Origin of the sequence: Hymenobacter sp. B1770, assembly GCF_049896385.1 — a bacterium.
Lineage (GTDB): Bacteria > Bacteroidota > Bacteroidia > Cytophagales > Hymenobacteraceae > Hymenobacter.
In genome coordinates, this window is sequence record NZ_JAFCUF010000004.1 from 1 (window position 1) to 12,389 (window position 12,389).

Annotated in this window: 10 protein-coding genes; 2 read left to right on the forward strand and 8 right to left on the reverse strand. The window is 58.2% G+C overall.

From position 1 onward, the window contains the following. Window positions 1-49 precede the first annotated feature (49 nt). From ACP7AJ_RS09220 to xerD, 8 genes are all read right to left on the reverse strand, one after another. Window positions 50-928: a nucleoside phosphorylase gene (locus ACP7AJ_RS09220; RefSeq protein WP_426059910.1), complete on the reverse strand. Its 879-nt coding sequence runs from the start codon at window positions 926-928 to the stop codon at window positions 50-52. A gap of 99 nt (window positions 929-1,027) precedes the next feature. Further along, window positions 1,028-1,969, reverse strand: coding sequence for a rhodanese-related sulfurtransferase (locus tag ACP7AJ_RS09225; RefSeq protein ID WP_426059911.1), 942 nt, complete (start codon window positions 1,967-1,969; stop codon window positions 1,028-1,030). Window positions 1,970-2,072: 103 nt separating this feature from the next. Then, window positions 2,073-2,705 carry a NeuD/PglB/VioB family sugar acetyltransferase gene (locus tag ACP7AJ_RS09230; RefSeq protein ID WP_426059912.1) on the reverse strand — a complete coding sequence of 211 codons (633 nt, stop codon included), beginning with the start codon at window positions 2,703-2,705 and terminating at the stop codon, window positions 2,073-2,075. A 108-nt stretch (window positions 2,706-2,813) separates the two neighbouring features. Beyond that, the gene (locus ACP7AJ_RS09235) at window positions 2,814-3,980 is read right to left on the reverse strand and encodes a hypothetical protein (protein WP_426059913.1); all 1,167 of its coding nucleotides are present in this window, start codon (window positions 3,978-3,980) and stop codon (window positions 2,814-2,816) included. A 179-nt stretch (window positions 3,981-4,159) separates the two neighbouring features. Next, window positions 4,160-5,461 carry a DUF2851 family protein gene (locus ACP7AJ_RS09240; RefSeq protein ID WP_426059914.1) on the reverse strand — a complete coding sequence of 434 codons (1,302 nt, stop codon included), beginning with the start codon at window positions 5,459-5,461 and terminating at the stop codon, window positions 4,160-4,162. Between the two features lie 82 nt (window positions 5,462-5,543). After that, the gene (locus ACP7AJ_RS09245; RefSeq protein ID WP_426059915.1) at window positions 5,544-6,188 is read right to left on the reverse strand and encodes a LolA family protein; all 645 of its coding nucleotides are present in this window, start codon (window positions 6,186-6,188) and stop codon (window positions 5,544-5,546) included. Between the two features lie 216 nt (window positions 6,189-6,404). After that, window positions 6,405-9,356 (reverse strand): DNA translocase FtsK 4TM domain-containing protein, encoded by a 2,952-nt coding sequence (locus tag ACP7AJ_RS09250; RefSeq protein ID WP_426059916.1) that lies wholly within the window; start codon window positions 9,354-9,356, stop codon window positions 6,405-6,407. A 118-nt stretch (window positions 9,357-9,474) separates the two neighbouring features. Then, window positions 9,475-10,374, reverse strand: a complete 900-nt coding sequence (xerD, locus tag ACP7AJ_RS09255) for a site-specific tyrosine recombinase XerD (RefSeq protein ID WP_426059917.1) — start codon at window positions 10,372-10,374, stop codon at window positions 9,475-9,477. 174 nt (window positions 10,375-10,548) lie between these two features. Between xerD and aroQ the strand changes: the two genes are divergently transcribed. Beyond that, window positions 10,549-10,995: a type II 3-dehydroquinate dehydratase gene (gene aroQ, locus ACP7AJ_RS09260; protein ID WP_092668469.1), complete on the forward strand. Its 447-nt coding sequence runs from the start codon at window positions 10,549-10,551 to the stop codon at window positions 10,993-10,995. 231 nt (window positions 10,996-11,226) lie between these two features. Next, the gene (locus ACP7AJ_RS09265; RefSeq protein WP_426059918.1) at window positions 11,227-12,303 is read left to right on the forward strand and encodes an aminotransferase class V-fold PLP-dependent enzyme; all 1,077 of its coding nucleotides are present in this window, start codon (window positions 11,227-11,229) and stop codon (window positions 12,301-12,303) included. The last annotated feature ends 86 nt before the right edge of the window (window positions 12,304-12,389 follow it).

Consider the following 12,389-nt stretch of genomic DNA (forward strand, 5'->3'; position numbering starts at 1 on the left):
CGGGCTTCAGCAGCTACGCTGCTGAAGCCCGGCTTTTGCGTTTTCTTATTTATTGAACTGCAAGGCGCAGCAGCGTACGCTCAATCATGGCATCGACTACTGCACTGGCGTTTTCGGTAAATTCCCCAGTGGCCCGGTTGGCCACAATGGCATTTAAGGAGAGCACCTCGTGCCCCAACAGGCGGCCCAAAGAATAGTACCCCGCGGTTTCCATCTCGAAGTTGGTGAGGCGGAACTCCCCCTCCGCGCTCTGGTGGCGGAAGTTTTGCAGGCGCGAAATGTAGTCGGGCTGCCGTAGGTCGAGGCGCAACACGCGGCCCTGGGGGCCATAAAAGCCAGGGCAAGTGAGGGTATTGCCCATCACCATGCCAGCGCCCAGCTGCTCGCGTAGCAGGTCGGAGCCCCGCACCACATACGGCGCGAAGGGCAACTGAAGGGTTTGCTGAAGCTCGGTAGCAATCTCAGTTTCGAGGCCAGTCTCTACCAACGGGTAAAACTGCATCAGGCTGTCGAGGCCCACGGCGTGCTCGGTGGCCAGCATTGACCCAACGGGTACATCGGCCTGCAGGCTGCCGCTGGTGCCCAGCCGGATGATGCGCAGGCTCATGCGCTCTTCGACCGGCCGCACGGTCCGCGATACAAAGTCAATGTTCACGAGGGCATCCAGCTCGTTCATCACGATGTCGATGTTGTCGGTGCCCATGCCCGTGCTTATCACCGCCAGGCGTTTGCCGCGGAAGTAGCCCACATGCGTCACAAACTCGCGGTGGGTGGTCTCAAACTCCACTGAATCGAAGTGCCGGCTTATCTGCGCCACCCGGGCGGGGTCGCCCACGGTGATAATGGTATCGGAGAGGTGGTCAGGCATCAAGTTGAGGTGGTAGATGCTGCCGTCGGGATTGAGAATGAGTTCGGAAGAAGGAATCATGATGAGAGAACAGATACTCCAAATGGAGCAACGGAGAAGAATGAAAGCATATAAAGCCAGTAGCGCCTATGTAGCTTTAATGCCACTACAGCTCGTGCTTTACGCCTTATACGAGGCTAAGCCCTGAGCAGGGTTATAGTGATTGCTAACCTTGGGATAAGCGCCAGTGCCATCGTAAGGGCGTTTGTCGGGGTGTGCGGCGCAGGCTTCGGAACAGGCGCCCTGCAGTTGCTCACCACAGGCCTCGCAGAGCGGCAGGTGGGCGTTGCAGTGCGGGTTGGCACAGTTCACGAGGCGGTTGCTGGGCCCTTGGCAATGCTGGCACCGGGAAATGACGGTGGGGTTTACTCGGTTGACGTCCACGGCCACTCGGTTATCGAACACGTAGCACTGGCCATCAAAATCTTCGCCGCCCGCTTCGATGCCATACTTAATGATGCCACCGTGGAGTTGGTACACGTTTTCAAAGCCCTGCTCGAGCAGGAAAGCGCTGGCTTTCTCGCATTTCACCCCGCCGGTGCAGTACGTCAAAATCTTCTTGTCTTTAAACTCCTTGAGTAGCTCGACCCGCTCGGGGAAGTCGCGAAAGTTCTCTATGTCCAGCGTGACGGCGTTTTTGAAGCGGCCCAGGTTGTATTCATAGTCCGAGCGCACATCCACCACTACCACGTCGTCGCGGTCTTTCAAGGCCTTGAATTCCTCGGGCGATAAGTGTTGGCCGGTTTTCTCGTGCGGGCGCACGTGGCGCAAGCTACTGTGCACAATTTCGGGCTTCACCCGCACGTGCAGCTTCTGGAAAGTATGGGCAGGCACGTCGTCAATCTTAAACTCAAGCGCGGCAAAGCGCCGGTCCGCCTTCACGGCCGCCATGTAGCGCGCGCAGCTCTCCACAGTGCCCGACACCGTGCCGTTCAACCCTTCGGCAGCCACAATGATGCGCCCGCGCAAATCCAGCTCCAGGCAAAAGCGATGGTGCTCCTCCCGGAACTGCTCCGGATTTTCGAGGGGCGTATAGCAGTAATAGAGAAGAACCTGGTACATAAATTGTTATGATTAAAAATTATAAGTCATGAATTGCGGGCCTTGAATTGTTCTTGCTGTCGTAAGAAAATTCTTAACTCAAAATTCATAACTCATAATTCCCCTAGACTTTCACCGCAGGGTTTCCAAAAACAGTTTGGCCACTGGGGACATCGGCCACCACCACCGAGCCTGCCCCAACACGGGCTTTGTCGCCAATTTTAACGCCGGCCACAACCACCGCTCCCGCTCCGATGAAGGCCAGCTCGCCCACCTGAACATCGGCCCCGAGCAGCGCACCACTGCCTATCTGGGCGAAGCTGCCAACGGTGGCGCGGGCTTCGACTACGGCATTTGCACCTACCAAGCAACCATCGCCGAGGGTGGCGGTCCCTACCACAACTGCGTTAGGACCGATGTAGTTGCCGTGCCCGAGGGTGGCGTGCGCCGCCACGCTGGCGCGCTGATGGATGGCATTGACCGGTACAGCTTCGTACTCGTTGCGTAGCATCTGGGTGAGGCTGCGACGGCTCGCGGTGTCATCGGTGGCCACGAAAACTTCGCACTTCTTGCCGAGTAGTTTGAGCAGTTCGCCGTCGTCAGTGTTACCCATCACGGGCACGTCGAGCAGTTCGGTGCCTTGCAGGGTTTTGTCGTCGTCGAGCAGGCAATACACCACGATGTCATTCGACAAAAAGGCGTCGAGCACAGCTGTGCCAACCGTTTGAGCACCAAGGATGATGACGGGATTTTCCATAAGAAGCAATTTCAATTCAAAGTTCGTGCGCGGGACATGATGGCCCCGCCGACATAGGAACAAGCCGCAAAGTTACGCCACCGGCCGGGCAAGCCATTTATACGGCTCTTAAACAACCATACATCTGCCTTTAGCCGGGCCGGCTAGCCCCACCCGCCGTAATAGCATGGCAGCGCAATCATTTTGCAGCAGCACCAAAAGCAGAAACGGCAGCAGTCCACTTTTATAACGGTTCAGCGAACCTAGGTTGGGAGTAGTGAGTCCCATCAGAAAAGCTAGAATCACGCAGAAAACCACCAGCCCCAACCCCAAACCAAAGGGAAGTCGCCCGGCGCGTCCACGGGCTACGGCCGCTAGCGCGAGGGCAAGCAGGCTTAAAATTGCCGCGTTTTCCAGCCCAGCAGCTACGTAGGTTGGCTGCCTCGACTCGCCGAGCCAAGGTCTCGTCAACACATTGGCCACAGCAAGCGGGGCGTGTGCCACCATACTCTCGAGCGTAGGCCGCAGGTCCGGATACTCGAAGTGAGGTTTCCCAGCTGAGTGCGCAACCTCGAAGGTGTAAACCTTAATCACCTGATTGGTGAATTTATTGGCACTAAAGCCCATACTTAGTTGAGGAGCTAGCCATATTCCCAGCCCCAATACTGTAGCCAACACCACGGCTTGCACCCAGCGGTAACGTGCCAACCCTAGCTGCTGCAGCCAATGCCCCAGAGCTACCCCGGCCAGTACCCCAAGCAATGGCACGGCAAAAAAGTAGCGCATTTTAAAATGTAAATACGCGAGGCCTATTGTCAGCAGCCCCCAGCCCAAGCGGTTCCAGACTCTTTGGGGTTGGTCTTGGACCTTTCCGTAAAGAAGGTCCAGCACTTGGGCTGTAAGCCAGGCGCCACTCCCAAGCAGAGCAGCTTCTTTACTGATGCCAGTAGTCCAGAACCAAACCGAGGGCCATAACAGAAAAGCCACCACCCCGGCCCCGTTTGGCGTGTTTGGTAGCACCTCTGCCAGCGTACGCACCAATTGCCAGCACCCTACAAAAGCGAACAAGCTCAGATACAGTCCATTTAGCCAATCTGTTTCGAGTGAGGCTAGGTTCAGCAATGCCAAAAGCTTGATTAAGTACCAAGTGTTAGATAACCCCTGGTATACGGCATCATAGCCAGTGCCGTCGGCATGAACTATCCGGAACACATTCACGGAGCCAAACAGCAGGCTTGTGGCCTCCTCAAGGCCCGACCATAGCCTTGTGGTGACTTGTCTGCCCAAATACGTCATGAATTGGGCATCCAGCTTTGGGGTCCAGCTACGGGCCACCCCCACCACTATCCGCAGAGCCAGCCCTACTCCAAAAACGGCTCGCCACCAGCCCGCGCCCGCCCATCGCCACTGCCGAACCAGCCAGGGCAGCAGCAGGGCCAATAGCCCGGCGTTAAGAAAAATGGCCAGTACTAGCTTCACCGGGCTACGCGAGTTTGCTGCACCAAACGGCTACCGATAGCGCAGTGCAGGCAGCGGCGTGGGGCACAGTAGTTCTTGTGCAAAGCCAGCAAACCCTGCGAATCTGCAGCGCTGCCGTGAGCAAAGCCCAAGGCATCATAGACATCGGTGAACTGGTTGTGCTCAGGAGGCAATTCGCTGAGCAAAGCGACGCTGCTTTCGACCAGGGCCGGCTGGTCCAAGTGGCGGGCATAAGCCACTCGCAGGGGTACCACTACGTTGGTGATGAGCAAATAAATACTGCTTTTGCCCAAGGCCGGCGCTTTACCAGCGCGGCCGGGCCGGAAGTGCGTGCGCCAATAGTTTGACACCGGAGTCTGGAAAAACTCGGCCAAAGCCGGCACACTTTGCGCCGTCAGCAAGGCATCAAACAAGGTGGGGCGTGCGTGAAGCAGGCCCGCCAGCTGCCCTAGCCGCACGGAAGGGAAATTGGCGGGGCGTAAACGAAGATAGTTCCATTCGTGAACCTGCAGTGCCGCAGCGCCCAAGTTGTATTTGTGCCGCAAATACTCGTGCTCCTGCTTCAAGTCCTGAATGTACCTATCGGCAATTGTCTCCTCATTATCAAAGAGAAAACCGGCCTGTCCAAATAGTAGCGCCTCCAGTTGGTGCGGGTTGTGCCGGTGCCGGCGCAGCACTGCTAATGGCAGTGCTTTAGCAAGGCGTGACAGGGGCTCACTGTTTTTCTGAAAGCCGAAAGCCGCCATCAGTGCGTGGTAAGTGGTGGCTTCCCAGTCTTGGCCAAGGTGCTGGTGAAGAGCCATAACCGCATCCGCTTTTCGCTCCACTCGCTCAAGCAGGGCCTGCTCAGCCATCATTGTTTTGGTGATGTCGGGCACCAGGCCAAGCAACGGCGCACAGGGCAGCGGGGCAGCCGCAGGCGCTTCCACCAAAGCGGTGTAGCGCCCCAGCAGCTCCGGCATTAGGCGGGGCTGCAAGGCCAGGGTTGGAATCGGGCTGCCGTTGGTACGGAGCACTTCGGCATCGTGGCTGCCCACTACGTGCAAAATAACCTGGTCGTACTTGGGGTCGGTCTGGTGGTTGTGCCGGGCCCAGTCCGAAGCCCGCAGGTGGATTTCTACTGCCCCGTTCCACTCCACTTCGCCCAGGCGCAAGCGGGCATTAAGAAAGTCGGGGCCGGCATCGGCGTTGCGGTGGCCGGGGCGCAATACCTGAATTTCCTCCCCCCCGGCAGTGCGTAAATCAGCCTTGTCGAAATACTGGTGCTGCCAGATGTAGTGGAGAAAATCTTCGTGCATGACTACAAATGTAAAACGGCCCACCTCTTTCGAAGCGGGCCGTTTTTAAGAAAGTCTGGTAACTGATAACTCAACCGCGGGTTTAGCGCAGGTCTACCACCTTCACACCCTTGTATTTGGCCTTGTCGAAGGCAAACGTGTTTGCATCGATGGGCGGATTGGGCTGGAATTTCTTGATATTGAACGTGTACTGGTTGCCGTTCTTTTTGAACATCTGCCAGCTTTTCACGGAGGAATCTTTCTTACGCACCTTCAACCGCACTTTAAACACGTCATTCTGGCGGTTTTCGGGGGCCAATTCAATCACATCGAGGGCCTCGCCACCTTCCTGCACCTGCTGCACATAGGTATACTTGTAGCCCTTTTTGTACATGGTGTAAATCTGCGAAGGAGACATTTCCTGCGAATCCGGGTCAGAATCCGAGATATTCACCTCATTTTCGTTCTTTAGGTACGTCCAGGTAGTCTTACCGTCGTTGATAACCTCCTGGCCGCTGATTTTTAAGCGAAACTTCTGTCCGCTTACAAGAATATCACCACTAATATTTTGTTTCACCTTAGCCGCCGGGTTCTCCAGGGTTTGAGTAAAAGCAGCTTGGAATGCGTTTAGCGCCTGATATTTGGCACTCATTTGGTCCAGAATTTTGCCTGCTTTGGGGTCCTGTTGGGCAGCAGCGGGCAACGCCATGGTCGCCATGAACAGCAACAGGGAGAATGATTTTTTCATTTTATGAGGGAGAACTGAAAGCGTTTTTAACCGCTTCGATGGCCTGATACGGGTTCAGTAAACAAACGGCCGGCCAAAGTGCTACTTAAAGGACAATAAAACCAAAAAAAGTTTGGATTGCCCGCAGCCGTAATCGACAACGAGCTGGCCAAGAGCAGACATTGAACCAATCAAGTCCCTGTCACTCGGCCAGATCGTCGCAAGCTGCAGCGTATGCTACTTCATGGAGTTCAGCAGCTGCTCCAACTGGTACTCGTCGGGAATGAGCACGTCGCGGGCCTTGCTGCCCTCGAACGGACCCACGATGCCCGCGTGCTGGAGCTGGTCGATGAGGCGCCCGGCCCGGTTGTAGCCCAGCTTGAGCTTGCGCTGGAGCAGGCTGGTGCTGCCCTGCTGGTGGAGGACAATGCAGCGGGCGGCTTCCTCAAACATGGTGTCGCGCTCCGAGGGGTCCATCTCTTCGTTGCCACTACCGGCGTCGCCGTCGGCCCCAGCCACTTCGGGCAGCAAATATGCGTCGGAGTAGCCTTGCTGCTCGCCAATAAAGTCGCAGACGCGGTCCACTTCAGGGGTGTCGATGAAGGCACACTGTACCCGAATCAGGTCGGAACCGGCCGAGAAGAGCATGTCGCCCTGGCCGATGAGCTGGTCGGCCCCGCCGGTGTCCAGAATGGTGCGCGAGTCGATTTTGCTGGTCACTTTAAAAGAGATGCGGCAGGGAAAGTTGGCTTTGATAATACCCGTAATCACGTTTACGCTGGGGCGCTGGGTGGCCACAATGAGGTGGATGCCAATGGCCCGGGCCAGCTGCGCCAGGCGGGCAATGGGCGTTTCCACTTCTTTGCCGGCGGTCATCATCAGGTCGGCCAGCTCGTCGATGACCAACACGATGAAGGGTAGGAACCGGTGGCCTTTCTTGGGGTTGAGGCGGCGCTCGATGAACTTGTGGTTGTACTCTTTCAGGTTGCGGCAGCCGGCTTCCTTCAGCAGGTCGTAGCGCCGGTCCATCTCCATGCACAGCGAGTTGAGGGTATTGACCACCTTCTTCGTGTCGGTGATGATGGCCTCGTCGGTGTCGGGCAGCTTAGCCAAGTAATGGCGCTCAATCTTGTTGAAAATGCTCAATTCGACCTTTTTAGGGTCGACGAGCACAAATTTGAGTTGGGCCGGGTGGCGCTTGTAGAGCAATGAAGCCAGAATCACGTTCAGACCCACCGACTTTCCCTGGCCCGTGGCACCGGCCATGAGCAAGTGGGGCATTTTAGCCAGGTCGGCCACGAATACCTCGTTAGTAATGGTGCGGCCAAAGGCAATAGGCAGGTCCATTTCCGACTTGGCAAATTTCTCCGAGCCCAGCACCGAGCGGATGCTTACCATCTCCTTCTTTGTGTTAGGCACCTCGATGCCGATGGTTCCCTTACCCGGGATAGGGGCAATAATGCGGATGCCCAACGCCGCCAGACTCAGGGCGATGTCGTCTTCCAGGGCCTTAATTTTGGAGATGCGCACGCCCGCTTCCGGCACGATTTCATAGAGTGTGACCGTGGGCCCAATCGTGGCCTTGATGCTGGCGATGCTGATGCCGTAGTGGCCCAGCGTTTCCACAATCCGGTCCTTGTTGGCCTCCAGTTCCTCCTTGGTCACCTGGGCCTTGGCGATGCCGTAGTCGTTGAGCAGCTCCAGGGTTGGGAATTGGAAGCGCGAGAGCTCCAGGGTAGGGTCGTAGTTGCCGGGCGGCATGGCGTCGGCGTCCTCATCCTCGTCGGCCACGGCGGCAATGTCGGCCCCGGCGTTCGGGTCCAGGTCATCGCGGCCGGGGGTGGTGATTTCCAGCGTGCGCAAGGCGGACGCTGGCACTGCTGGCGTGGGAGCAGGCAGGTCGCCGTCGGCCAAATCGGCCAACGAAAGCGGGGTGGGAATGGTAGAAAGCGGCACACTGGGCGCAACTTCCGGGGTGGGCATCTCAATGGAGAAGGCCGGGCCTGTAGCCACCAAAGGCACTGCTACAGCCGCTGCCACAGAAGCGGCGGCCGGTGCTGCGGTGGTGCTGGCCACGCTCAACGCTACGCCGGCGCCTATCCGAGGCGCGGGTTCAAACTCGACGGGTGCCGGAGCAGACGTCAGTTCTTCCTCGGGCTCATCTATGTTGATGCCTAGGGCGGGCGCAGAAGCTTTTGCCCCGCCAGCCGAAGTACGAGCACTTGTCGTAGCGGCCGATTCCTGGGCGACGGGCTTGGCCTTGGCAGGAGCCGAAGCCACCACTGGGGCCGCAGCCGCGGCTTGTTCGGCAGCAATTTCAGCTTCTAGCTCAGCGTCTTCCTCGGCGTCGTCTTCAGCGCCCATGCGACGGAAGCTGCCCAGGTTGATGCTGGTGACATTGAAAAAGAACACCACGAACGAAATCAAAGCAAAGGCCAGCAGCAGCACCGTGCCCCAGCCAATGAGGCTATCAAGCCAAGAGGCTGCTTCAAAACCAACGCCGCCGCACAGGAAATCGAGCCGGTGGGCCAGCGCGGGGTCGGCGCCGGGCGAGGCTAGTGTCACTACCACGTAGCCCAGCAGCACGCTTAGCCATGCCATGGTGAACAGGCCCAGGGCCAGCACGTAGCTCACTGAGCCGGTGGCGGAGCGGAACACAATTTTATATCCCAGGAAGAACACTACCGGAATCAGCGCAAACGCGGCAACACCGAAGAGCTTGTAAATAAACAGTTGTGCCGCCCAAGCACCCAGGAGCCCGAGCCAGTTGCCCGACTCATGCCCTGCCTCTTTGAGCGAGGTAGTGCCCAGGCCCGCTACCACACTCTGGTCGGCGTGGCCCGTGAACAGGAACGAAGTGAAGGCAATGGTGAGGTACAAGCTGGCCAGCAGCAACCCAAACCCGATGAATAGGTGAAAGCGGCGGTCGCGCAGGATAGCCAGCAGGTTCCCTACGCCGGGTAGCGGCCCACGCGGGGCGCGGGATGGCTTGGGCACAGACGCTACCCGAGCAGCTTTGGGTACGTTGGTAGCAGCGGGCCGGGGTTCGGGCCGGGACTCCGGGCGGACCGGAGCAGGCTCAGGGCGGTTGCCCGCAGGGCGCGGCTCGTTCCGCCGAGGCTGCCGGGAGTCGGCAGGGCGGTTGGCAGAAGGGCCGGCGGGAGTGTTTTTATAACGATTATCTGCCATTCGAAAGAAGCATAAAGGCCAAATTTAAGCAATACAGGCTTGAAACCTGGCAGCGGGCCAGAAAATGAAAAGCTGACGCCAAAGAACCCCCAGCTCCCCTCCTACCCCAGGTCAACTGCTAGCTCCGCGGATGAAACTCGGTAATTACCTGACGCAGGTAATCCCGGTCGAGGTGAGTGTAAATTTCGGTGGTGGTAATGCTGGCGTGCCCCAGCATCTCCTGCACGGCGCGCAGGTCGGCTCCGCCCTCAATGAGGTGCGTGGCGAAGGAATGGCGTAAGGTGTGGGGGCTAATAGTTTTGCGCAACCCCGCTTGCTCGGCCAGTTTTTTTAAGGTGGTGAAAACGGTGATGCGCGAGAGGGGCCGCCCACGCTGGCTAAGAAATACCACGTCTTCGGCTCCGCTTTTGATGTCCTGATGCCCGCGCACTCCGCTGAGGTAAAAGTTGAGGTGCTTTAAGGCTTCGCGGCCTATGGGTACCAACCGTTCTTTGTTGCCCTTGCCCACCACTTTCACAAAGCCTTGCTCGGCGTACATGTTGGAAAGGCGCAGGTCGCACAGCTCACTCACCCGCAAGCCCGACGAGTACATCACTTCCAGCAGGGCACGCGCCCGCAGGCCCTCGTCGGTGCTCAGGTCGATGACGGCCAGCAATTCTTCAATTTCGGGATAGCTGAGGGTGTCGGGAAGGTGGCGGCCGGTTTTGGGAGCCTCCAGGGTGTCGGTGGGGTCTAGCTTCAGCAGGTCTTCCATGATGAGGAAGTCGAAAAAGGCCTTGAGCCCTGATAGCGTCCGTGCCTGCGAAGTGGCGCTGAGGCCCAAGCCCTGCAGGGTGCCCAGAAAATCGCGCAGCAAGGCAGTGGTCACCTGCGTGGGGCCAGCGTGCACTTTCTCCATCATTAAAAACTGCTGGAGCTTGGTCACGTCACGCACATACGCCTCTACCGAGTTGGGCGAAAGCGACTTTTCGAGCCGGAGGTAACCCTGAAATTGCTGAATAGCCTGGGGCCAAGTCATGTCATTTGATAGTTAGCAATGAACATCTACCCCGCTTGTGGCGCTAATTGGCGAACGGCGTAGCTTGCACCGGCAAAGGTCGGGGCAATTCGTTCGTAAAGCCCAGCACCACGCTCCATGGGCCGCAAAGTACGTTTTCCGGTTCATTGTAAACTGCTCACTGTTAATTGTTAAATGAACATTCTCATTATCAACGGCCCCAACCTCAACTTGCTGGGCCGCCGCGAACCCGGCATCTATGGCACCCGCTCGTTCGACGATTTTTTTCCCGAGTTAGAGACGGCTTTCCCTGACCTCACTCTCAGCCATTTTCAGTCGAACCACGAAGGAGCAATCCTTGATAAGCTGCACGAAGTCGGCTTTACCCATCACGGCATCGTGCTCAATGCCGGCGCCTACACTCACACCAGCATTGCCCTCGCCGATGCCGTGGCCGGCATCGCGACGCCGGTGGTGGAGGTGCACCTGAGCAACTTAGCGGCCCGCGAGGAGTTCCGGCAGAAAAGCCTGCTGGGGCGGCACTGCGCGGGCAGCATCAGCGGCTTTGGGCTGGAAAGCTACCGGCTGGCGGTGCAGTGGTTTCTGAACCAGCAGCCCAAGCGGGTCGGGTTTCGGGTGTAAGCCTGCGCCTCGGCGGATTTTGGAAAAGGCCCGGATTTTTGCGTTGTCCTCCTTCGGATACGGACGATTTCGCGCCGAACTTTGCGCCCGTGGACGATTCTCCGTCTACCTCCCCCGTTTTGGGCGCCCCGCCCCACGGCCACAGCCAATACACGCAGTAGTGTATTCGTTACAGCCCCGGGCCCACGCCGCGCCCCTACGTTCCCTCAACCCGAAAAATCCGTGCAATCCGTGGTTCAGCCTTTCACTTTCAACCCCGGGCCTTCGGCCGTATATCCCGCCGTTCGCCAATACCTGACCGATGCTTTTGACGAGGGCTGGCTCTCGGCCCCCCACCGTAGCGAAAAAGTAACCAGCCTGGTGCGCCAAACCGTGGCCGACGTTAAGGCCAAGCTGAATATCCCGCAGGACTACACCGTTCTGTTTACCAGCTCGGCCACCGAGTGCTGGGAAGTGCTGGCGCAAAGCCTCACTCCCCGGCGCAGCTTCCACCTCTACAACGGAGACTTCGGTGAGAAGTGGCTGAAGTATGCCAAGGCCCTGCGGCCCGCCAGCAGCGGCATGTCCTTCGGCCTCGATGAGCTGCCCGACATTGGGGCCCTGCCCTTTTCGGCCGAAGACACCGACATGGTGTGCATTACCCAAAACGAAACCAGCACCGCCACCCAGCTGCGCGAAGGCTTCATCCTGAATCTGTTCAACCGCCTCGGCGGCGCCTTGCTGGCTGTAGATGCTACCAGCAGCCTCGGCGGCCTCAATCTCAAGTACATCAAGGCCGATGTCTGGTTTGGCTCGGTGCAGAAGTGCTTTGGCCTGCCCGCTGGCCTGGGCTTGCTGGTGCTCTCGACGCGAGCCGTGGCCCAGGCTCGCCTCGTGAACGACCGGGCGCACTACAACGCCCTGCCCGCCATGTTGAGCCAGATGCTCAACTTCCAAACCAACTACACACCCAACGTCCTCGGCATTTACCTGCTCAGCCGGGTTCTGGCTGAACGGGAGCCCATCAAAACGGTACACCAGCACCTCGCCGACCGCGCTCAGAAGCTCTACGACTTCTTTGAGCAGGCCACACCGCTGCAGCCCCTCATTACAAATCCCGAAACCCGCTCCACTACGGTTATCGGCCTAAAGGGTGACGCTGCCATCATCGAAGAAATCAAACGCAAGGCCCTGGAAGTAGGCCTGCACCTGGGCAGCGGCTACGGTCCGCTGAAAAACAACACCGTGCGCATCGCCAATTTCCCCGCCGTGCCCGACGCCGCTTTTGAGGCCTTGGTTCAGTTTTTCGCCAAGGAATTCCCCGCTTAACGCAACAAGAGAACGTCAAACTCCCCTCCTTGGATAAGGGGGGATGTTGTTGCGCAGCGACAACGGGGGTGGTTGGATTCGTTGAA

Coding starts and splice junctions, on each gene's coding strand:
- ACP7AJ_RS09220 (WP_426059910.1), bottom strand. CDS start 928: ATGATTCCTTCTTCCGAACTCATTCTCAATCCCGACGGCAGCATCTAC.
- ACP7AJ_RS09225 (WP_426059911.1), bottom strand. CDS start 1,969: ATGTACCAGGTTCTTCTCTATTACTGCTATACGCCCCTCGAAAATCCG.
- ACP7AJ_RS09230 (WP_426059912.1), bottom strand. CDS start 2,705: ATGGAAAATCCCGTCATCATCCTTGGTGCTCAAACGGTTGGCACAGCT.
- ACP7AJ_RS09235 (WP_426059913.1), bottom strand. CDS start 3,980: ATGACGTATTTGGGCAGACAAGTCACCACAAGGCTATGGTCGGGCCTT.
- ACP7AJ_RS09240 (WP_426059914.1), bottom strand. CDS start 5,461: ATGCACGAAGATTTTCTCCACTACATCTGGCAGCACCAGTATTTCGAC.
- ACP7AJ_RS09245 (WP_426059915.1), bottom strand. CDS start 6,188: ATGAAAAAATCATTCTCCCTGTTGCTGTTCATGGCGACCATGGCGTTG.
- ACP7AJ_RS09250 (WP_426059916.1), bottom strand. CDS start 9,356: ATGGCAGATAATCGTTATAAAAACACTCCCGCCGGCCCTTCTGCCAAC.
- xerD (WP_426059917.1), bottom strand. CDS start 10,374: ATGACTTGGCCCCAGGCTATTCAGCAATTTCAGGGTTACCTCCGGCTC.
- aroQ (WP_092668469.1), top strand. CDS start 10,549: ATGAACATTCTCATTATCAACGGCCCCAACCTCAACTTGCTGGGCCGC.